This is a genomic window from Providencia sp. PROV269 (genome assembly GCF_028477785.1).
Taxonomy (GTDB): Bacteria; Pseudomonadota; Gammaproteobacteria; order Enterobacterales; family Enterobacteriaceae; genus Providencia; species Providencia rettgeri.
On record NZ_JAMPLV010000003.1, the window covers coordinates 377,670 to 399,724 of the forward strand.

Sequence of the window (22,055 nt, forward strand, 5' to 3'; positions counted from 1 at the left end):
TGTAATATTTTATATACAAACTGGTATTTTATAATTAGCGTTACTACACAGAATAAAACTTTTTAATTAACTACTCTTTTTGTTAGCCAAAGCAGGAAACAATGAATCAAATAAGAAGATTTCTTTTGTTTTTAAAGGTACTCCAACACCTAATGGTAATTTTTATATTTTCATTATCATACTTTATGCTACACAGCTGGTTCTAACAAAAAAATCCGTACTAAACAAGACTATAACTTATGATTAAAACGAGATAAAAGGTTTATTTATCTCGTTTTATATTATGAGTCTAAAAAAACTATAATACAAAAAGGGTTATCAGTAAAAAGCCAACTAATTCCTTTTAATCACGATTGCCTTTACTGCTATAGATAAATATAAAGCTAACTATAAAGTGACACTTCCCCTTCCGGCCTAGTTTTAAACCGTCGATGAGCCCAAAGATATTGTTCTGGCGCTTTCATAATTTCCATCTCTAAAACCGAGTTAATTGCTGTTGCATCCTGTAATGCATTACAACTTGGGTACTTAGGTATTTCTTTTCCCAGTATCAAATCATAATTAGCACCACTCTTATTTCTCAATAATGTTACTGTGAGTGTTGGTGATTTAGATAATTGAGCAAGTATTGATGTTCCCTTTGAGGTGGAACTATTTTTAACAGAAAAAAATGGCGCAAATATCGTCCCTTTTCGTCCAAAATCTTGGTCGGGTGCAAACCATATGGACTTACCATTTTTTAACTCTTGAACCATAAATTTCAAATTTTTACGGTCAATCATTCCTTTACCTGAACGGCACCGTCCCTTTGTTTGAATATATTCCATCGCTTTATTATTATGCGGCCGATACATTGCATTAACAGGGAAACAAAGGCCCATAATCCGACCACCTAACTCAAGTGACATAAAATGAACCCCAACAATTATTACACCTTTGTTTTTCGCAATCGCATCTAAATAATTAGACATTCCTTTTACTTGAAAGAGTTTTTTAACTCTTTTATCGCTCCAAAACCAGGCAATTCCAGTTTCAAATAATGCGATCCCCAAAGATTTTAGGTTATCATTTACCAGAATATCTATTTCATTTTTATTTTTGTCCGGAAAACACAACTCTAAGTTTCGTTTAATTATTGATACTCTTCTTTTAATAAAATACCGCGAATTGATACCTAAAAAAGCACCTAACGATATCTGCCATTTATAAGGTAATTGAACCAATAAAAATAAGATAAAAACCCCCATCCATGTTACTAAGTACTTCGGATGGACCAATTTCAGTGAAAATGGGTTTTTGGCGTACATTATATCTCCCAATACTTCGCCTTTGCAGAATGCACGCTATTTTAGACAATATTTAGTCTTTTAAATTCAACATGATTACTACAACAAAATGGGTTTTCACCCACAACTAGCTGAATATCCTTAAAATTCATCTTCTACTTAAGTAGATAACGGTCGGATAACCTTTTCAAAACTATTAAGCAATATTTGATTTTTAGTATGCCAATTAATCAGCAGCTCTGCCGGATTCCTTTTTCCTCTTCAGAACGATACGCCGATTAAACTAAAAACGTAATCACTTAAACAGTAGTGAACTGACAAAATTATCACATATATGGGTTAATTAATCTCATTATTAATATGCATTTTTGTCATTTTACGGATTATTTTGCTTATATTTGTCAATTTAGTCGCTATTTTTAGCAACTTGATGCCATCAACCATAGACTACTATGAGAAAAAATAAGATCAGTAAATTCGCCTAAGATTGTAGCCACTTATAGAGTGGATAGCTCCTCCTATTATAGGAATACCCTAACCACCCTTCACTATTCTCCTCACCAGTTCTGTCGTTAACCCGAATATCCATCTGAGATTTTAATTTCATCTCAGCCATATCTACTCTCTCATTGTTTTAAAATCATTTGAGTGGTGATGTTCTTGATGTACTTATCAGCAACTAGAAGGGGTAAAATGACATGAATTACAAACAAGAAAAAACCCGTTATCTGGTTGAGAGATAACGGGTTCTTATTTGGTGCCGGCTACCGGAGTCGAACTGGTGACCTACTGATTACAAGTCAGTTGCTCTACCAACTGAGCTAAGCCGGCGAATATGGCGGAGAGATAGAGATTCGAACTCTAGGATGGTTTCCCATCGGCGGTTTTCAAGACCGCTGCCTTCGACCGCTCGGCCATCTCTCCATGGGGCGCGATTATGGAGGAATCCCTGCAACTTGTCTACCCCTGAAAGTAAAAAAATTGATTTTTTTACTTCGTTTGGCTAATCTTCACTCAATCACTCTCTCTTTCCCAAGAAAAATGGTAGTATCTGTGCAAAATCGGTGTCTATCCTTTCTCTAGGCGTATGATTTTTAATCTAATAATATTTTAGCCGACGGGACGACTTGCTACAGTATGTACAAACAATCATTATTAAAGCCAAACACTCTTTTTCGTATTTTCGCAGCATTTATTCTGTTGCTAATAGTAATGCTTTTTTTATCGCTATTTAACTACTATCAAGCATTAGTTCAAAGCCGTCAGACTAGTTTGAACAGTATGGCGAGTCGGTTAGCCTATCAAATCGAAGATTATCGTTATCAAGCGAGCCATATCTACAAAATTGCCAATGAAAAGACATCAGTACCTCCCGCCGATAATCTCACTGTGACAGGAATGCGCCATGATATTTTTTGGTTAAGTAGCGCCAACCAATCAATCGATGCAATTGTATTTGGTAATAATAAGCAAAGTAGTAATGTTTTAGCCTCTAAGCTTGCAAATTATATGGAGATTGTCTGGGGTGCCCGTAATGAATATAACTCGATGTATTATCTCAATGGTTTAGACAATACACTAGTCTTAGTAACCACCCATTCAATTCTTAAACCTGAGCTACGATTTAAAGAAAGTTATCTCACCTTAACGGCAGAAGAAAAGCGCGCTGATATGTTGACACAATCAACATTGTTAGATCGACGGGAAATAATTTCAAATATTCAAAAATACTCCCCTGATAACCTTTATTACTATACTTATCGGCTGATGTTTAATTCTCCAGGGCAGTTAACGAGCGTCATATCTTTTGATATTTCGATCAATTCACTGATCCCCCCAAATTTAAATGGGGATTTTTTTACGATAAATACACGCCCTGCAAGCACAGGAAGCAATGAGTCTCATACAACTTGGGTTGGAACTAACCTCATCTTCTCCCACCCTATTGACGGTACCAGTTATCAACTTTATTACCATGTTTCATTAAAAAGCATTATTTTTAATGTCATTAGCTATAACTTATGGCTAATGACTGGCATGCTTATCATGATCTTTTTTGCTTTGCTGATTATGCTCTTTATCCGTAAACGCCTGATTTCTCCCAATACAAATATGCTGCAAGAACTGAATTTTAATGAAGCACTGACTAGCGATATTATCAGTCATATTTCGTACGGCATTTTAGTTTACGACTTTAACACTAACAAAAAAATTCTGAGCAATGATATTGCTAATCAACTATTACCTTCCATGGATCTGGTTCACATTAAAGAAATGGCCATGGAAAATCATGATGTTATTCAAGTTTCTATCGAAAATATTGTCTATGAAGTTGTTCTTGTCGATAACATATCAAAATCCAATACAGTTCTCTTCATTATTACGGATAAAGATAAAGAAGCATTAACCCAAAAACGCCAAGAATTAGCGAATCGCGAATACAAAAAAAATATTTATATGCGTAAAGCTGTATTTGAGAATATGTGTAGTGAAATATTGCCTTCACTAATTAAAGTTGATAATCAATTAACCAAACTATCCGAAATTGCCAATATAAATAATCGTGCATTTATTTTAGAAATTGAAAATCAGCTTTTTCATATTAATCGCTGGTTTAAAAATATTAACTTATTAAATCAACTTGAGTCTCAAACTGACCCCGTAAAAACAGAGAACGTTTCTATCAGTAACCTTGTGAGTCAATTTTTAAAACAAAACTTATCGCAGTGTAATAACAAAGGGTTAGCGCTTTATTTTCATAATAATCTCAATCCAGATTCGCTTATCGTGGCTAATCTGGATTATTTAAAGCAATTAATACAGCTAATTTGGGATTATTCTATTGCAACAACCTCTTTTGGAAAAATTTCATTCACGTTATCTTATAATGCTAGTAAAAATATCATCTTACTGAATATTAGAGACAGTGGGACTGGCGTAAGTAATCAAGAACTGAGTAATTTGCAAAGTCCTTTTACTGGACAGATTTTAAATTCCTCTAACTTTACACGTTCAGGTATAACATTTTATTTATGCAAACTACTGGTAAAAAAAATGAATGGTGCTTTTTCTATTCGTTCTAGTGATGCAATCGGCACTCATTATGAAATTACGCTACCTGCAGCTAAAGAGTTACTAGTTAAAGACTACCCGGCTTTATTGGAAGATGTTTGTATACGCTTAAACATACATAATGCAGATATTTCACGGATTGTTAGGAATATATTAACTAATTATGGAGCAGAATATTTGGACTTAAGTGAGAGTTCCCCTCATACCAACTGGGATCTCTTGATAACTGATAATAATGAGGAATATTTTGAAAATATTGTTAAAGTAAATGGTACTCTTTCAGGAATAAACCAATTACAACCTCATTACATCGAAGCTAACTATAATTTTGCTGATGAATTAATTGATGCCATCTCATTACTGATCGAAAACACGGATCATGAACATGAGCATTCTAATAATCTGATTTTTCACAATGTTGATGACCAAACGGTTTCACGAACCTCGAATGAATCAATAGAAGATGCAATTGCAAGTTATCAATTAATACTAGCAAATAGTGGATATCGAGATTTGTTTATCACAACAGTACCGATAGATATTAATAAACTGTATAATAGTGAAAGTGTTGAGGATTTGACCGAATTGAAAAACACTGCACATCGTTTAAAAGGAGTTTTTGCTATGCTCGAATTTACTTTTCTTCATAAGCTTTGTGAAGATTTGGAGCGTTACATAGCAGATGAAAACGGATTGGAAATAAAAAATTGCATTAGCATGCTGGATAATTCAGTCAAAAAACTAATGCCAGAAGGTAACCAATAATATGAATAACCTAAATGTCATTGTTGCCGATGATCACCCTATCGTTCTTTTCGGCATCAGAAAATCACTTGAACAAATTGAATGGGTGAATATCGTAGGGGAATTTGAGGACTCAACCTCTTTGATTAATAACTTAGCACGCTTAAATGCAGACGTGCTAGTTACTGATTTATCAATGCCAGGTGATAAATATGGCGATGGTATTACTTTAATCAAATACATCAAACGGCATTATCCTGATCTATCAATCATTGTTCTCACAATGAACAATAACCCAGCCATTCTTAGCGCAATATTAGAGCTAGATATTGAAGGGATTGTGTTAAAACAAGGCGCACCAGCTGATTTACCTAAAGCTTTAGCCGCTTTACAGAAAGGCAAAAAATTCACGCCAGAAAGTGTGAGTAAGCTACTGGAAAAAGTCAATGCAAGTGGCTACGGCGATAAACGCTTATCACCAAAAGAAAGTGAAGTACTACGTTTATTTGCTGAAGGCTTTTTAGTCACTGAAATTGCGAAAAAACTTAACCGTAGCATAAAAACGATCAGTAGCCAGAAAAAATCAGCCATGCTGAAATTAGGCGTTGAAAATGATATTGCGCTGCTAAATTACCTTTCTTCTGTAAGTATTGATAACTCGCCTTCAGAGTGAGTTTCATTTCAATGATAAGACTACACCAATAAAAACCCAGTTATGGGTTTTTATTTTTGCATTCATCTTTAAGTATATTTAACAGTAGCGCGTCAGGGTCTCTCGTAAAATTGCAATTGTTGTTGGTTTTGACAAACAATCATTCATTCCTGCATTAATACAGCGTTGCTTTTCTTCTGCCATTGCATTAGCAGTTAATGCGATAACGGGTAAGCTAAACTCTAAGCGCCGCAGTTCTTTTGCCAGCTGATAACCATCCATATTTGGCATATTTACATCCGTTAAAACAATATCAACGTGATGATTATTTAGATATTTTAGTGCATCTAATCCATCTATTGCAGTGCCTGTGGTAAAACCGATAGACGCTAATTGTTCACTCAATAATGCTCGGTTAATTGGGTGGTCATCGACAATTAACACATGGTATTCACCAAACGAATTATCAGCAACCAATGGTTGATTTGCTATATTATTTTTCTGCGATTGCTCAATCGTTTTCATGATGACTTTATCAATTAAAACAGGCAACTTATCTAATTGATATGTATTATAAATCCATTGGTGTGATTTTATTTCGTGAAGTTCACCGGCATAAAAACTTGATAACTGGATATGATCTTCACAGGTTATACCTCCGGTATACTCATAATCGGTTATTAGCAGGTCATAATTTTGTGTTTTATCAATCGAGTGATGACCCACAACCGTAAATTGCTCATGACTTAACAAGCGTAAAAGAAAATTCATTAAAAATTCATTTCGGCACGAGATAGCAATACGATAATGTGCACGATATTCTGGAATGTTTTTCTTAATATATTCTTGACCATATAAAGGAATACGAATAGTAAATGAGCTACCAAGCCCAATTTGGGAATTGACCTCAATATCACCATCCATGAGGTTAATCAGTTTTTCACAAATCGCTAATCCTAACCCTGTTCCTTTATGACCGATATTATTTTGGTCATGAACTTGAAAAAATGGGTCAAACAACTGCATGACCACTGCATGGGTCATTCCAATTCCTGAATCACGTATTTCAATCTTTAAATAATTCTCATCTTTCCAAACATACAGCAATACAAAGCCTGATTCTGTAAATTTAATACTGTTATTAACAATATTAGAAACCACTTGTTGTAAACGCACAGAATCGTTCAAAATGAGATCAGGAATGTTAGGTTCAATATAAGAATATAATGATATTTTTTTCTTAGACACTAATGGCAAGTAGTTCGCTAATACGAACTCAAAAACTTCACGACAATTAAACAGTTTGCTTTCTATTTTCAACTGCTTAGATTCAATTTTTGAAAAGTCCAAAATATCACTAATAATCTGTAATAAAAGCGACGATGAGTTATCCATAGTGGAAACCAAACGTGTCGCTTTCTCAGATAACTCATAACGTTGTAGCAATTCTATGTTACCAATAATGCCATATAACGGTGTTCTTAATTCATGGCTTACTGTCGCTAAGAACATCGACTTAGCATGGTTCGCTTGTTCCGCTGCATCGGCTACATCTTGCAACGATTTTTCCATTTGAACACGAATACTGATGTCCACTAATACACAAATAGCGACATCTTCATTCTGATAACGAGAGTTTACAAAGCTAATTTGTAAATGTGTGCCATTGGTTGTCACCACATCAATATAATTGCTCGTTTTTTGGCGAATGATTGTTAATATTCGCTGTTTATCATCTTCATTTAATAGCCGGAAATAGTCATGAGCTAATTCATTACTAAGGATATTACCTCCATCGGTTAATCTTAAAATGATGATACCGACAGGTGCTGATGCCACTATTTTGTGATTGAATTGTTCATGCTCTTCAAGCCGTATCGCGGTGTTCTCTGCAGGTTCTAGCATTTTCCTTTCAAGTAACCAAATTAAAAAGAAAATTAGCCCACCCGTAAAAATATTAAGGACAATACCGTAAAAAATAGTATTTTCTAAACTAGTTAATATTTCAGACGTCGCAATGGAGAAAATGACCGTAATTTGAGAGGGCAGTAAGCGTTTTTTGAAGATTAATTTTGAATAATCTGAGTTAAAACCAAAGAATGAAGGCTCTGAAATATTGAGTAACGCTGAGCTCTTAGGGTTGATATCGATAGGAGAATATAAAACAGGCTGGTTATAGTCGTTAATTATTAGTATTTCGATAGCTTTATTTCGGCGTATATTGAATTGATTCAAGTTAATTGAACGTTCTAACCCAATAAACGCAGGCAGCATGTTATCGTGCTTGATTGCCTGAATTAAGTAAACTTGCCCATAATCTGGCTGTGCACCATGCATAATTGTAAATAAATTGCGCTCTTTTCCTTGTAACCTCAAACCTTGGTAAGTCCGCACACTTTCATAGCTGACTTTTTTGAGTATTTCGATATCAGATATTGTTGAGCGGATCGGATAATCCACCATACAATAACTTCTTGAACCAACTAAAAAGACATGGTTTAAAGCTTGAGGTGCAGCAATACTCTCTTTCCAAAAGTAATTCAGTTGTTCAAAAGCCTGCAAGTAATTCTCTGCTCTATCCCTAAAATAATCACAATCCGTATTCGGCGTTAATTTATAGAAAGAGTAATTAGATGCGTTCGGTAATTCGAGAAATTTACTTGGAAGATTCTTTACTTCTGTCGATTCTTGTAGCTTTACTCGATATAGCTCAGTCATTGACTGGATAGAATTAAGTGTCGCTCCGGTTTGTTGAATATAGGCTTGCAGGTTTTCATAACCCGAATAGAACTGTTGACGAATGTCCGATTTGTATTCATTAAATTGCGAATAAAGGAAGAATAAAGTAATAAAAACGCCCATACCCCACAACATCAAGCCGAGGATACGAAATAAATCCCGAGAAAGTCTAAGTGATGTTTTAAACGAGGGTAAATATCTCAAGCGCTTTCCTGTATATTCGATACTATGACCGCTAATTATACTCGATTACATGATAAAAAAGCGACTAACATGAAAAGTATTAAAATTAAGACATTAAGGTTAGAAACTAAAACGGGCAGCTAATTACGCTACCCGTTCATTAAATTAAACGCGATGATTACTCTTGATCGTCGATATTTGCATCATCAACACCATTTTCTTCAGTGTTTTCATTTGCAATCTCATCATCATTGTTTTCATCGTCATCTGTTTCAGCAACGCGCTGCAAACCAACAACTTTTTCATCTTCAGCGGTTCTAATCAAGGTAACACCTTGAGTATTACGGCCAACGACGCTCACTTCAGACACCCGTGTACGAACTAATGTGCCGGCATCCGTGATCATCATGATTTGGTCTGTTTCATCAACCTGAATCGCGCCAACTACATTCCCGTTTCGCTCACTCACTTTAATGGAGATAACACCTTGAGTTGCACGAGATTTAGTTGGGTATTCAGCTTCTTCAGTACGTTTACCGTAACCATTTTCTGTCACAGTTAAGATATGCCCTTCTCCACGTGGAATAATCAAAGAAACGACTTTGTCGTTATCCATTAATTTAATACCACGTACACCTGTTGCGGTACGTCCCATAGGACGAACGGCATCTTCAGCGAAGCGCACAACTTTACCCTGAGCTGAAAACAGCATGACTTCGTTTGAACCATCTGTTAAATCAACACCAATCAGTTCATCACCGTCATTCAAGTTCACCGCAATAATACCGGCACTTCTTGGGCGACTAAACTCTTGTAAAGGCGTTTTCTTCACAGTACCACTCGCCGTTGCCATGAAGACGTTGTAACCCTCTTCATATTCACGTACAGGTAAGATGGCCGTAATACGCTCATCTTGTTCTAGTGGTAATAAGTTAACAATTGGGCGACCACGAGCGCCACGGCTCGCTTCTGGTAATTGGTAAACTTTCATCCAATATAACCGACCACGGCTTGAGAAACACAAGATGGTATCATGTGTATTGGCGACCAATAATCGTTCAATGAAGTCTTCGTCTTTAGTTCTTGCCGCAGACTTACCTTTACCACCACGGCGCTGTGCTTCGTAATCAGACAGAGGCTGATATTTCACATAACCTTGATGAGATAATGTCACCACTACATCTTCTTGGTTGATCAAATCTTCAATATTGATGTCTGCGGTATTTTCTGTAATTTCTGTACGACGAGGGTCGTTGTAGGTATCACGAATAATTTCTAACTCTTCGCGAATCACTTCCATCAAACGTTCAGGGCTGCGTAAAATAAACAGTAAAGCTTCAATTTGCACTAGAAGTTCACGGTACTCTTCCAGTAATTTTTCGTGCTCAAGGCCCGTTAATTTTTGGAGGCGTAAGTCCAAAATAGCTTGGGCTTGTTGTTCAGTCAGGAAATATTGCCCTTCATGCACACCAAACTGAGGCTCTAACCACTCAGGACGAGCGGCGTCATCACCCGCGCGTTCTAGCATCGCAGCAACATTACCCAGATCCCAAGAGCGTGCAATTAGCCCTGCTTTTGCTTCGGCAGGCGTTGGTGCTTTACGGATCAGTTCAATAATTGGGTCAATATTAGCCAGAGCGATTGCTAATGCTTCAAGGATATGAGCACGGTCACGCGCTTTGCGTAATTCAAAAATCGTACGACGAGTGACAACTTCACGACGGTGACGCACAAAAGCAGCAATGATATCTTTTAAATTCAGTATTTTGGGTTGCCCTTGATGTAGAGCTACCATATTGATACCAAAAGAAACTTGCAATTGGGTCAATGAATATAAGTTGTTTAGTACAACTTCACCCACCGCATCGCGTTTAACTTCAATAACAATGCGCATACCGTCTTTATCCGACTCGTCACGCAGTGCACTGATACCCTCAACGCGTTTGTCTTTAACTAATTCTGCAATTTTTTCAATCAAGCGAGCTTTATTCACTTGATAAGGGATTTCGCTGACAATAATGGTTTCACGACCATTTTTCTCATCGACTTCCACTTCAGCGCTTGCACGGATATAGACCTTGCCACGCCCTGTACGATATGCATCAATAATCCCACGACGGCCGTTGATAATCGCCGCTGTAGGGAAGTCAGGCCCTGGAATGTGTTCCATTAAGCCTTCAATACTGATGTCTTCATCTTCTATATAGGCAAGACAACCGTTAATCACTTCCCCTAAATTGTGAGGTGGAATATTGGTTGCCATCCCAACAGCAATACCTGACGACCCATTAACCAAAAGGTTGGGGATTTTCGTCGGCATAACTTCAGGAATTTGCTCTGTTCCATCATAGTTTGGAACGAAATCAACGGTTTCTTTTTCAAGGTCAGCCAGTAGCTCATGGGCAATTTTCGCCATACGGATTTCCGTATAACGCATTGCCGCTGCGGAGTCTCCGTCAACTGAACCGAAGTTTCCCTGACCATCAACCAGCATGTAACGCATTGAGAAAGGCTGTGCTAGACGAACGATTGTCTCGTAAACAGCGCTATCACCATGTGGATGGTATTTACCGATGACGTCCCCAACAATACGGGCAGATTTTTTATAGGGTTTATTCCAATCATTTCCCAATACATTCATCGCAAACAGTACTCTGCGGTGTACTGGCTTCAGTCCATCTCGAACATCTGGAAGTGCACGGCCGACAATAACGGACATTGCATAATCCAAATACGAACTTTTAAGCTCTTCTTCGATATTAACTGGTGTGATTTCTCTGGCAATCTCGCTCATGGAACCACTGTCCCTCATAACTTCGGATTCAAAGAGTAGAACTATACCACAATTCGCCAATTTAATAAAAATAAGAGACGGGTATTTGTCTTCCAAGCTATGTATAATAGCGGAAAATTAAGTTTATGTGTCCGAAACTTGAGGGTTTATCAATTAATAACTGCAATAATTGCATTGTTGTTTATATTTTAGCCATCAATTCTTATCGGACCGCTATCTCCCCCTACTGAACATAGTTTAAATATAATTATCGTTAATAGGCTTTAGGGAATAGGTTAAAAATAGGAGCTTCTTTGTATGAATGACACCCAAACCCCAACGTACCTTAACGTCGATAAGCAAGAGATCGAGAAATTTGAGTCCATCGCTTCGCGTTGGTGGGACTTAGAAGGTGAATTTGCCCCACTACACCGCATCAACCCTTTACGTTTAGGTTATATTATGCAGCGTGTAGACGGTGTTTTCGGTAAAAAAATTCTTGATGTTGGTTGTGGCGGTGGCATTTTATCCGAAAGTATGGCGCGTGAAGGTGCAGAAGTCACCGGCCTTGATATGGGGGCTGAACCCTTAATGGTCGCACGCTTACATTCTCTTGAGTCAGGTATTCCGGTTGAATATGTCCAAGAAACCGTCGAACAGCACGCAGACAAGCACCCTCAAGCCTATGATGTTGTCACATGTATGGAGATGCTTGAACATGTTCCGGACCCTCAGTCTGTCGTTAGAGCTTGCGCTAAATTAGTGAAACCGGGTGGACACGTGATTTTTTCAACCATTAACCGTAACAAAAAAGCATGGTTAATGGCTGTTGTCGCCGCTGAATATATTATGAAAATCGTGCCTAAAGGGACTCATGATGCCAACAAATTTATTCGCCCTTCTGAGTTAATTGGCTGGATTGACGGAACACCACTGAAAGATAAACATATCATAGGGTTACACTTCAACCCATTAACGGATAAATTCTGGCTAGGGCCAAATGTTGATGTAAATTATATGCTGCATACTGTGAGCGAATAGTCATTTAGTCGTGAAAAGAATAAATCACAAGCAGTACGTTTAAGAAAGCAGCAAACGATCGCAGTTTACAAAATTTATTTTAGTCCTCATGTCGGAAGCATTTTTTTTATTAATGCCTTTTACCATGCAGCTTACCGACATGATCTGTTTTCTTATCCAACCAGTTATCCACAAGATCCCTCTAATTTGTTCACTTGATAAAATCACATATTAACATTATCTTGTTATGGTATTCTAAACAAACTACTACATATAGTGGTACAAGCAAACATAACACTACTAGCCTCATGGCATTACACCATGAGCTTTTTTATGTTTTTTTAACCCATTTGTAGTTCAACCAAGGTGTACTTGCTCATGAACCAGAGTCTGTTAGTCACAAAGCGTGATGGACATAAAGAACGCATTGATCTCGACAAAATCCACAAGGTAATAACCTGGGCCGCGGAAGGCCTAAGTAACGTATCCGTTTCTCAAGTGGAGTTACGTTCACAGATTCAGTTTTATGATGGGATCAGAACTTCTGACATTCACGAAACGATGATCAAAGCAGCAGCAGATTTAATTACGGGTGATACACCTGATTACCAATACTTAGCTGCACGTCTTGCTATTTTTAACTTACGCAAGAAAGCCTATGGCCAGTTTGAACCGCCTGCATTATATAAGCATGTTAAACACCTCGTCGAAATGGGGAAATATGACAAGCATTTGCTGGAAGACTACTCTGAAGCAGAGTTCGAGCAAATGGATAGCTTTATAGACCATTGGCGTGATATGAATTTTTCCTATGCTGCGGTAAAACAGCTTGAAGGAAAATATTTAGTTCAAAACCGTGTTACCGGTGAAATTTATGAAAGCGCACAGTTTTTATACATTTTAGTTGCTGCTTGCCTGTTTTCACATTACCCAAAAGAGACGCGTCTCGATTATATTCGCCGTTTCTATGACGCCGTTTCAACATTCAAAATTTCATTACCTACGCCAATTATGGCGGGGGTACGTACTCCTACACGTCAATTCAGCTCTTGTGTACTGATTGAGTGTGGTGACAGCTTAGATTCCATCAATGCCACTTCAAGCGCAATTGTGAAATATGTCTCACAGCGTGCAGGTATTGGGGTAAATGCAGGCCGCATTCGTGCATTAGGTAGCCCAATTCGTGGTGGTGAAGCGTTCCACACTGGTTGTATTCCGTTCTATAAACACTTCCAAACTGCGGTGAAATCTTGTTCGCAAGGTGGTGTTCGTGGTGGTGCTGCAACCTTGTTCTACCCTATTTGGCACCTTGAAGTTGAAAGTTTATTGGTACTGAAAAATAATCGTGGGGTTGAAGGTAACCGTGTTCGCCATATGGATTACGGTGTGCAACTCAACAAGTTAATGTATGAGCGTTTGATTAAAAACCAAGATATTACATTATTCAGTCCATCAGACGTTCCAGGTCTTTATGATGCATTTTTCGCTGATCAAGACGAATTTGAACGTTTATATGTGAAATACGAACAAGATGAAAATATTCGCAAATCCAGTGTTAAAGCGGTTGAGCTATTTTCATTAATGATGCAAGAACGTGCGTCTACTGGCCGAATCTATATTCAAAACGTTGACCACTGTAATACACATAGCCCATTTGACCCACAGGTTGCCCCTGTTCGTCAGTCAAACTTATGTTTAGAAATTGCACTGCCAACTAAGCCATTAAATAACATTAATGACGAGAACGGTGAAATTGCGCTGTGTACATTATCGGCATTTAACTTAGGGGCGATTGATAGCCTAGATGAATTAGAAGAGCTGGCAATATTAGCTGTTCGTGCTCTTGATGCACTGCTTGACTACCAAGATTACCCAATCATTGCGGCGAAGCAAGGCTCAATGGGGCGTCGTACACTCGGTATTGGGGTGATTAACTACGCTTATTATCTCGCGAAGCACGGTGTTCGTTATTCTGACGGTAGTGCGAACAACTTAACGCACAAAACATTCGAAGCCATTCAGTATTATCTATTAAAAGCCTCGAATGAGTTAGCAAAAGAGCAAGGTGCTTGCCCATGGTTCAATGAAACAACTTATGCACAAGGCGTTTTACCTATCGATACCTATAAAAAAGAGCTCGATAAGTTAACTAATGAACCATTGCATTACGATTGGGAAGCTTTACGCCAAGATATTAAACAACATGGTCTGCGTAACTCGACTCTGTCTGCATTGATGCCTTCAGAGACATCATCACAGATTTCTAACGCAACCAATGGTATTGAACCACCACGTGGTTATATCAGTATTAAAGCCTCTAAAGATGGTATTTTGCGTCAAGTAGTGCCAGATTACGAAAATCTGAAAGGCGCATACGAGCTACTATGGCAAATGCCTTCAAACAGTGGCTATTTACAACTCGTTGGTATCATGCAGAAATTTATCGACCAGTCGATTTCTGCTAACACAAACTATGACCCGACTCGTTTTGAGAGCGGCAAAGTACCAATGAACCAATTGCTAAAAGATTTATTGCTCGCCTATAAGTTTGGTGTGAAAACACTTTACTACCATAACACCCGCGATGGGGCGGAAGATGTTCAGGGCGATCTGGAAGAAGTTGTTGAGTCAGCGGATTCCGATTGCGAAGGCGGCGCGTGTAAAATTTAATAGGAATTGTTATGTCACATACATATACAACATTTTCACAGAAAAAAAATGACCAAATGCTGGAGCCGATGTTTTTCGGCCAACCAGTTAACGTGGCACGCTATGATCAGCAAAAGTACCCTATTTTTGAAAAGCTGATTGAAAAACAATTGTCGTTTTTCTGGCGCCCTGAAGAAGTTGACGTATCTCGCGACCGTATTGACTATAACGCGTTGCCAGATCACGAAAAACATATTTTTATCAGTAATCTGAAATACCAAACGCTGCTGGACTCTATTCAGGGCCGCAGCCCTAATGTGGCATTATTGCCGCTGATTTCGATTCCTGAACTGGAAACTTGGGTTGAAACGTGGGCGTTTTCTGAAACTATCCACTCACGTTCATATACACACATTATTCGTAATATTGTGAATGACCCAGCCATTATTTTTGACGATATCGTTGAAAATGAAGAAATTTTAAAACGTGCTAAAGATATTTCTGGTTTTTACGATGACCTGATCGAAATGACCAATTACTATCATATGTTTGGTGAAGGCACGCATACTTGTAACGGCAAACAAGTCACTGTTTCTCTACGTCAATTGAAGAAACAGCTGTATCTGTGCCTAATGAGCGTCAATGCGCTCGAAGCCATTCGTTTCTATGTTAGCTTTGCCTGTTCATTTGCGTTTGCTGAACGCGAACTGATGGAAGGAAATGCTAAAATCATCAAGCTAATCGCACGTGATGAAGCGCTGCACTTAACGGGAACACAACACATGTTGAACCTGTTGCGCTCAGGGCAAGATGACCCAGAAATGGCCGAAATCGCGGCAGAGTGCGAACAAGAGTGTTATGACCTGTTCGTTCAAGCAGCAGAGCAAGAAAAAGAGTGGGCTGACTATTTATTCAGCGAAGGCTCTATGATTGGTTTAAATAAAGATATTTTATGCCAATATGTTGAATATATTACTAACATTCGCATGCAAGCTGTTGGCCTGAAATTGCCATTTGAAGCACGTTCAAACCCAATTCCATGGATCAACGCATGGTTGGTGTCTGATAACGTACAAGTTGCGCCTCAAGAGGTTGAAGTGAGTTCTTATTTAGTCGGCCAAATTGACTCTCAAGTCGATACCGACGATTTGAGCGACTTCGAACTGTAAGTATGGCAAGCCATAAAATCACCCTGCGGTTAACGCAGGGTGTTCAAGTCCCCTACCATACCGAAGTTCACTCCTGTTTGCTGGAAGCCTTAGAAGACAGTCGGATCCCTGTAGAATATCAATGTCGTGAAGGTTACTGCGGTTCGTGCCGAGTGACATTATTGCATGGTAAAGTGGGTTATAAACAAAAACCCATCGCATTTGTACAAGATGGAGAGATCCTTCCCTGCTGCTGCCATCCGCTATCGGATATTGAAATCGGTTAATCTAAAATAGGTGATTGCACAGCGGTTTATCCGTTACCTGTGCAATCACTTTTTATTCACTTACTTTATTGATTATAAATAACCATATAAACCTGCAAATACCCAGCCAAACACACAAGACACGCCCACCCCAATTAACCCCGGTAGAATGAAACTGTGGTTGATAACAAATTTACCAATACGCGTTGTTCCAGAACGGTCAAATTGAATTGCCGCAAGATCACTTGGATAAGTCGGTAAAATGTAGTAACCATAACACGCAGGCGCAGAAGCGATAATATAGGCAGGGTCAACACCAATACCTAATGCAATTGGTACAACAGCGGCTAGTGCAGCGGCTTGAGAGTTAACAAACTTAGAAACTAATAACAAGATGACGGCATAAGCCCAAGGGAAATCTTTCACTAAAGAACCTAACGTTCCTTTAATTTCATCCATGTGTGCGCCGAACATGGTTTCCGCCATCCAAGCGATACCATACACCGCCACGATAGCAATCATCCCTGAACGGAATACTTCATTCTTTGAAATTTGCCCAGGATTGGTCTTACAGATAATGATAATTAGCGCACCCGCTAATAACATAAACATCTGGATGACTAAAACCATAGATAACGGCTTACCATTAACTAGCGGCCTTAGTTCAGAGAATGCGCCAAGTAGTGCAACAACTGCGATAGAGGCTAAAAAAATCCACATCGCGACCCAGTTAATTTTCGGTAACTTTGTATTTAGCAGTGTCACACTGTCACCATAAACATAATCATGGTTTTCAGGGACTGATATAAACTCTTGGAATACAGGGTCTTTATCGAGATCTTTACCTCTAAACCAACTGAAAATACCAATAGCTAAAATACCAATTAACGTTGATGGGATAGTAATTGCTAATAAATCCAAAAATTCGAGTGACTTACCATTGATTGTCACACCATTTAGCATTGCTACTAGTGAAACAACCGCGACTGAAACCGGACTGGCGATAATCCCCATTTGTGCGCCAATACTACTCGCGGCCATCGGTCTTTCTGGACGGATATTATTTTTAATCGCCGCATCGTAGATGATAGGTAAAATCGTATATACCACATGCCCTGTACCACACAAAATGGTTAAGATACATGTCACAAAAGGTGCCACAATAGAAATGTACTTAGGGTTTTTCCGCAGTAGTCGTTCTGCAATTTGCAGCATGACATCTAAACCGCCTGATGCTTGTAACGTCGCTGATGCGGCAACAACAGCAATGATAACAAGCATAACATCAACAGGCGGTTTTCCAGGCGGTAAACCAAAACCAAAAACTAAGATAACTAGGCCAACACCACCTAATAGCCCGAGTGCCATTCCCCCTTTTTTTGCTCCATAGAATAAGCAAACAAGGATAATGGCGAGTTGAATCATAAAGTCCATAGTTCCATCCTTTATATATATGTTTGCATATATTATCGGGATGATTTTCAAGCATTAATTTGATTTATGATAACTTCAAAATCAATTTAGTTTTATTTTTTATGCTTTTATTTTGACCTCATCACATAATTTACATTAAGTAACTGACATACTGTACAGTTAGCTGCCATTTTAATAAAAATCAACTAATTACCACACCTTTTTTAACAAATCACCCCATTTAAATTTACCTTTAGTCACTATAAATCATCATTTTTTCTTCACTTAATTAACCCTGATTATTGTCTTTAGTTTCGCTATCTACTTGATTATCAGTGTAAACTTATAATTACACCAGCTGTAATTTACATTTGACAGCGAACTTTCGATCGCATAATCTGCATCACTTGTTAATTATTGAAATTCAATCAGAGGAACTTGTGAAGAATCGTACGCTTGGCAGTGTGTTAATCGTTGCAGGGACAACAATAGGTGCAGGGATGTTGGCAATGCCACTTGCCGCTGCAGGAGTCGGTTTCACAGGCATCGTTTGCTTGCTTGTTGGATTATGGATGTTAATGAGTTATACCTCATTACTATTAGTCGAAGTGTATCAGCATAACCCTGCAAATATGGGCCTAGGCTCCGTCGCTAAAAAATATCTGGGTCCTGTTGGCCAAATAGTGACTGGGCTCAGTATGCTGCTATTAATGTACGCATTAACAACCGCTTACATAGGTGGTGCAGGCGTATTAATTTCAGATAGCCTGTCTTCTTGGTGGGGAATTAACATTTCAACCAACACTGCCATTATCGCATTTACTATTATTGGTGGTGCAGTCGTGTGCATTGGCACACATTCAGTCGATTTTATTAACCGTATTTTATTTACAGCAAAAACGATTTTTTTGGTCATCATGCTCGTTGTGATGATGCCACATGCTGAAGCGGTAAACTTAAGCACTATGCCGATTGAAAAAGGCCTTGTTTTGGCCGCAGTGCCCGTTATTTTTACCTCTTTTGGTTTCCATGGTAGCGTACCGAGTTTAGTTAACTATATGAATGGAGATGTACGTAAATTACGTATGATTTTCATTACCGGAAGCGCAATTCCTTTAGTAGCTTATATTCTATGGCAAATCGCTACGTTAGGTTCTATTCCATCACACACCTTTATCGGGATCCTAGCGCAGGAGTCTGGCCTTAATGGGTTACTCACCGCAATTCGCGATGTTGTTGCTACACCTCGAGTCAATATTGCCGTCAGCCTATTTATGGATTTAGCGTTAGCCACGTCTTTCTTAGGTGTTGCATTGGGCTTATTTGATTACCTCGCAGATTTGTTCAAGCGTAGCAACCATTTTATCGGTCGTGCACAAACAGGCTTGCTTACCTTTGTTCCGCCATTATTGGCCGCCCTATTCTTTAGTAGTTTCGTACAAGCATTAACTTATGCCGCTGTCGCGCTCTCAGTCTTAGCACTGATTATTCCTGCACTGTTAACCCTACGTGTACGTAAATTAGAAACTCAAGGTGGGTATCAAGTTAAAGGCGGTACACCTATTTTAGCCTTAGTGTTGGCATGTGGTGTGGCAGTAATCGCTATCCAATTTTCGATTGTTGCCGGATTTTTACCAAACGTTGGCTAAACTATTCGCTTATTAATAATATTCTAAAGATATAAAAAACCGCCAAACGTAGTATTTGGCGGTTTTTTCGAGATTCAAACGGTTAAATCTAATAAATGATAAATTTAACAATCTTAGAATGAAAGGCCAGCCCCTACATACCAGCCATCGGCAACTTTATCGCTACTATTGCCATGAGTCCCTTTCATTTCAATCAAGCGATAACCTGCATCAATAGATAAAGGTTTAAATACGGTATAACGTGCACCCGCTTTCGCTTCGACATAAGACTTGCTACCTGAGGTCAATGACTCAGGAGCACCATAGGCTTCACCATAAATATTTAATGAAGGCATAGCCTGCCAATTTAACCCACCACCAACCGCTAATGCAGCACCACTACTATTGTGATCCGGTGATAAATATAACCCTTTACCCCCGACAAATGCAGAGAAAGGCCCAACAGGTAAACCAAATGTGGCACCAATACTACCCGTTTGCCCATCATGGTCACTACGAACCCAAGAACCATTAAATGCTAACCCTGCATTTTGGTTACCTAACCCTGCAGACAGCTCAGTAAAATGTTCACCCGCTTGTGCACTGACTGAAACTGCATGGGCAGTACCTACGAACAATGGTGACATCGCTGCTGCTAATAATAATAGTTTGCGCATTATTTTATCCTCTTGATATTATTACCTATGGATACTACGCGAATTTCACCCTATTTTCAGCCATTCTTACCTAGATTTACGCTATAGCCTTTATAAAAGCCGACTTTATTCATTACAAAATTTCACAAATCAAAAATTTTAGTGCGAAAAAGTGCGATGAATACCGTTTTTTTCACGGGTAATCACAGTAATTGGTTATATTAATTAGATAATCAATTCCATAATAACTATACTGAATTACAAGTTTATTGTAGTCCTGTTTTTTATTTTTTACAAAATATTAACTTATTAGTTAGGTTTGTGTAGTCCATTAATCCAAACAAAGGAGCATTGTGATGAAAAAGAAAGGCCTTACTACCGCCTCGGGCGCCCCGGTCGCCAATAATAATAATGTGATGACAGCAGGTAAACGTGGCCCAATGTTATTACAGGATGTTTGGTTTTTAGAGAAACTTGCCCATTTTGACCGTGAAGTGATCCCTGAAAGACGCATGCACGCAAAAGGTTCTGGCGCTTTTGGTACGTTTACTGTAACTCATGATATTAGCCGCTATACTCGCGCAAAAATTTTCTCTGAAATAGGGAAAAAAACTGAAATGTTTGCTCGCTTCTCTACCGTTGCAGGTGAGCGCGGGGCTGCCGACGCAGAACGTGATATTCGTGGTTTCGCATTAAAATTTTATACTGAAGAAGGCAACTGGGATATGGTGGGTAACAACACCCCTGTGTTCTATTTCCGCGACCCATTAAAATTCCCTGATTTAAACCACGTAGTTAAGCGCGACCCTCGCTCTAACCTGCGTACAATGGAACATAAATGGGCCTTTTTCTCTCAGTTACCAGAATCTTTACACCAGTTAACCATTGATGCTAGTGACCGTGGTATACCACAAAGTTACCGTCATATGCACGGGTTTGGTAGCCACACTTATAGTTTCATCAACAGTAATAATGAACGCTTCTGGGTTAAATTCCATTTCCGTTGCCAACAAGGTATTCAGAATCTGTCTGATGAACAAGCAGAGCAATTAGTCGGTAAAGATAGAGAAAGTTCACAACGCGATCTGTTTGAATCCATTGAGAAAGGGGATTTCCCACGCTGGAATTTGCAAGTGCAAATTATGCCAGAGAAAGAAGCCTCTCAAGTTCCTTATAACCCATTTGACTTAACCAAAGTTTGGCCGCACAAAGATTATCCATTAATTGATGTCGGTTATTTTGAACTTAATCGTAACCCAGACAACTACTTTGCTGACGTAGAACAAGCGGCGTTTAGCCCAGCTAACGTGGTTCCGGGTATCGGTTTCTCACCAGATAGAATGTTACAAGGCCGTTTATTCTCCTATGGAGATGCCCATCGTTATCGCCTTGGGGTTAACCACCACCAAATCCCAGTGAACGCCCCACGTTGCCCATTCCATAATTACCACCGTGATGGCGCAATGCGCGTTGACGGTAATAGCGGCAACCATGTGACCTATGAGCCAAATGAAGCCGGCTTATTCCAAGAGCAACCTGACTTTAGCGAACCGCCATTATCTATTGAAGGTGCCGCTGACCATTGGGATCACCGCGAAGACCAAGATTACTTCAGCCAACCACGTGCATTATATGAGTTATTAGATGATGCCGAGCACCAACGTATGTTTAAACGTATTGCGGGCGAACTGATTGACGCGACAGAAGCCACTCAAGTGCGCCAAATCGAGTTATTTAAACAAGTTCACCCAGAATACGGCGCTGGTGTTGAAAAAGCATTAAAAGCACTAAAATAGTGTAATTTATTAAGTGGTGGGGATAACCCC

General features: G+C 38.9%; 13 protein-coding genes and 2 tRNA genes. 8 read left to right on the forward strand and 7 right to left on the reverse strand.

Translation table 11 applies throughout. The features are described from left to right. Positions 1 to 383: 383 nt before the first annotated feature. The 3 genes from lpxL to PR683_RS06300 all read right to left on the reverse strand — a co-directional run bounded on the left by lpxL (position 384) and on the right by PR683_RS06300 (position 2,210). A complete protein-coding gene (gene lpxL, locus PR683_RS06290; protein WP_109911567.1) occupies positions 384 to 1,307 on the reverse strand; it encodes an LpxL/LpxP family Kdo(2)-lipid IV(A) lauroyl/palmitoleoyl acyltransferase in 924 nt (307 codons plus the stop codon). Between the two features lie 734 nt (positions 1,308 to 2,041). Next, positions 2,042 to 2,117, reverse strand: a tRNA-Thr gene (locus tag PR683_RS06295). Between the two features lie 5 nt (positions 2,118 to 2,122). Then, positions 2,123 to 2,210, reverse strand: a tRNA-Ser gene (locus PR683_RS06300). Between the two features lie 213 nt (positions 2,211 to 2,423). Here PR683_RS06300 and rcsD point away from each other — a divergent pair. Continuing rightward, positions 2,424 to 5,123: a phosphotransferase RcsD gene (gene rcsD, locus PR683_RS06305; protein ID WP_272581715.1), complete on the forward strand. Its 2,700-nt coding sequence runs from the start codon at positions 2,424 to 2,426 to the stop codon at positions 5,121 to 5,123. A 1-nt stretch (position 5,124) separates the two neighbouring features. Then, on the forward strand, positions 5,125 to 5,775 hold the full coding sequence (rcsB, locus tag PR683_RS06310) for a response regulator transcription factor RcsB (RefSeq protein WP_004259923.1): 651 nt from the start codon (positions 5,125 to 5,127) through the stop codon (positions 5,773 to 5,775). A gap of 78 nt (positions 5,776 to 5,853) precedes the next feature. On the opposite strand, the gene rcsC is transcribed toward rcsB, so the two are convergent. After that, a complete protein-coding gene (gene rcsC / locus PR683_RS06315) occupies positions 5,854 to 8,640 on the reverse strand; it encodes a two-component system sensor histidine kinase RcsC (protein WP_238562683.1) in 2,787 nt (928 codons plus the stop codon). A gap of 214 nt (positions 8,641 to 8,854) precedes the next feature. Further along, positions 8,855 to 11,470: a DNA topoisomerase (ATP-hydrolyzing) subunit A gene (gene gyrA / locus PR683_RS06320; RefSeq protein ID WP_004912190.1), complete on the reverse strand. Its 2,616-nt coding sequence runs from the start codon at positions 11,468 to 11,470 to the stop codon at positions 8,855 to 8,857. A gap of 297 nt (positions 11,471 to 11,767) precedes the next feature. Between gyrA and ubiG the strand changes: the two genes are divergently transcribed. From ubiG to yfaE, 4 genes are all read left to right on the forward strand, one after another. Beyond that, positions 11,768 to 12,490 carry a bifunctional 2-polyprenyl-6-hydroxyphenol methylase/3-demethylubiquinol 3-O-methyltransferase UbiG gene (gene ubiG / locus PR683_RS06325; RefSeq protein WP_004912192.1) on the forward strand — a complete coding sequence of 241 codons (723 nt, stop codon included), beginning with the start codon at positions 11,768 to 11,770 and terminating at the stop codon, positions 12,488 to 12,490. 357 nt (positions 12,491 to 12,847) lie between these two features. Beyond that, complete coding sequence (gene nrdA / locus PR683_RS06330; RefSeq protein WP_004912194.1) at positions 12,848 to 15,139, forward strand: class 1a ribonucleoside-diphosphate reductase subunit alpha; 2,292 nt, start codon at positions 12,848 to 12,850, stop codon at positions 15,137 to 15,139. Between the two features lie 11 nt (positions 15,140 to 15,150). Next, positions 15,151 to 16,287: a class Ia ribonucleoside-diphosphate reductase subunit beta gene (nrdB, locus tag PR683_RS06335; RefSeq protein WP_004912195.1), complete on the forward strand. Its 1,137-nt coding sequence runs from the start codon at positions 15,151 to 15,153 to the stop codon at positions 16,285 to 16,287. 2 nt (positions 16,288 to 16,289) lie between these two features. Next, positions 16,290 to 16,553 (forward strand): class I ribonucleotide reductase maintenance protein YfaE, encoded by a 264-nt coding sequence (yfaE, locus tag PR683_RS06340; protein ID WP_109911563.1) that lies wholly within the window; start codon positions 16,290 to 16,292, stop codon positions 16,551 to 16,553. A gap of 72 nt (positions 16,554 to 16,625) precedes the next feature. Here yfaE and PR683_RS06345 read toward each other — a convergent pair whose 3' ends face one another. After that, entirely contained in the window at positions 16,626 to 17,966 is a 1,341-nt protein-coding gene (locus PR683_RS06345) for an anaerobic C4-dicarboxylate transporter (RefSeq protein WP_109911562.1), read from the reverse strand. A gap of 479 nt (positions 17,967 to 18,445) precedes the next feature. On the opposite strand from PR683_RS06345, the gene tyrP reads away from it, so the two are divergent. Further along, the gene (gene tyrP / locus PR683_RS06350; RefSeq protein ID WP_231136507.1) at positions 18,446 to 19,594 is read left to right on the forward strand and encodes a tyrosine transporter TyrP; all 1,149 of its coding nucleotides are present in this window, start codon (positions 18,446 to 18,448) and stop codon (positions 19,592 to 19,594) included. Positions 19,595 to 19,707: 113 nt separating this feature from the next. Here tyrP and PR683_RS06355 read toward each other — a convergent pair whose 3' ends face one another. Further along, entirely contained in the window at positions 19,708 to 20,250 is a 543-nt protein-coding gene (locus tag PR683_RS06355) for a YfaZ family outer membrane protein (RefSeq protein ID WP_209102145.1), read from the reverse strand. 335 nt (positions 20,251 to 20,585) lie between these two features. Between PR683_RS06355 and PR683_RS06360 the strand changes: the two genes are divergently transcribed. Beyond that, positions 20,586 to 22,025 (forward strand): catalase, encoded by a 1,440-nt coding sequence (locus PR683_RS06360; RefSeq protein ID WP_162598830.1) that lies wholly within the window; start codon positions 20,586 to 20,588, stop codon positions 22,023 to 22,025. Positions 22,026 to 22,055 lie beyond the last annotated feature (30 nt).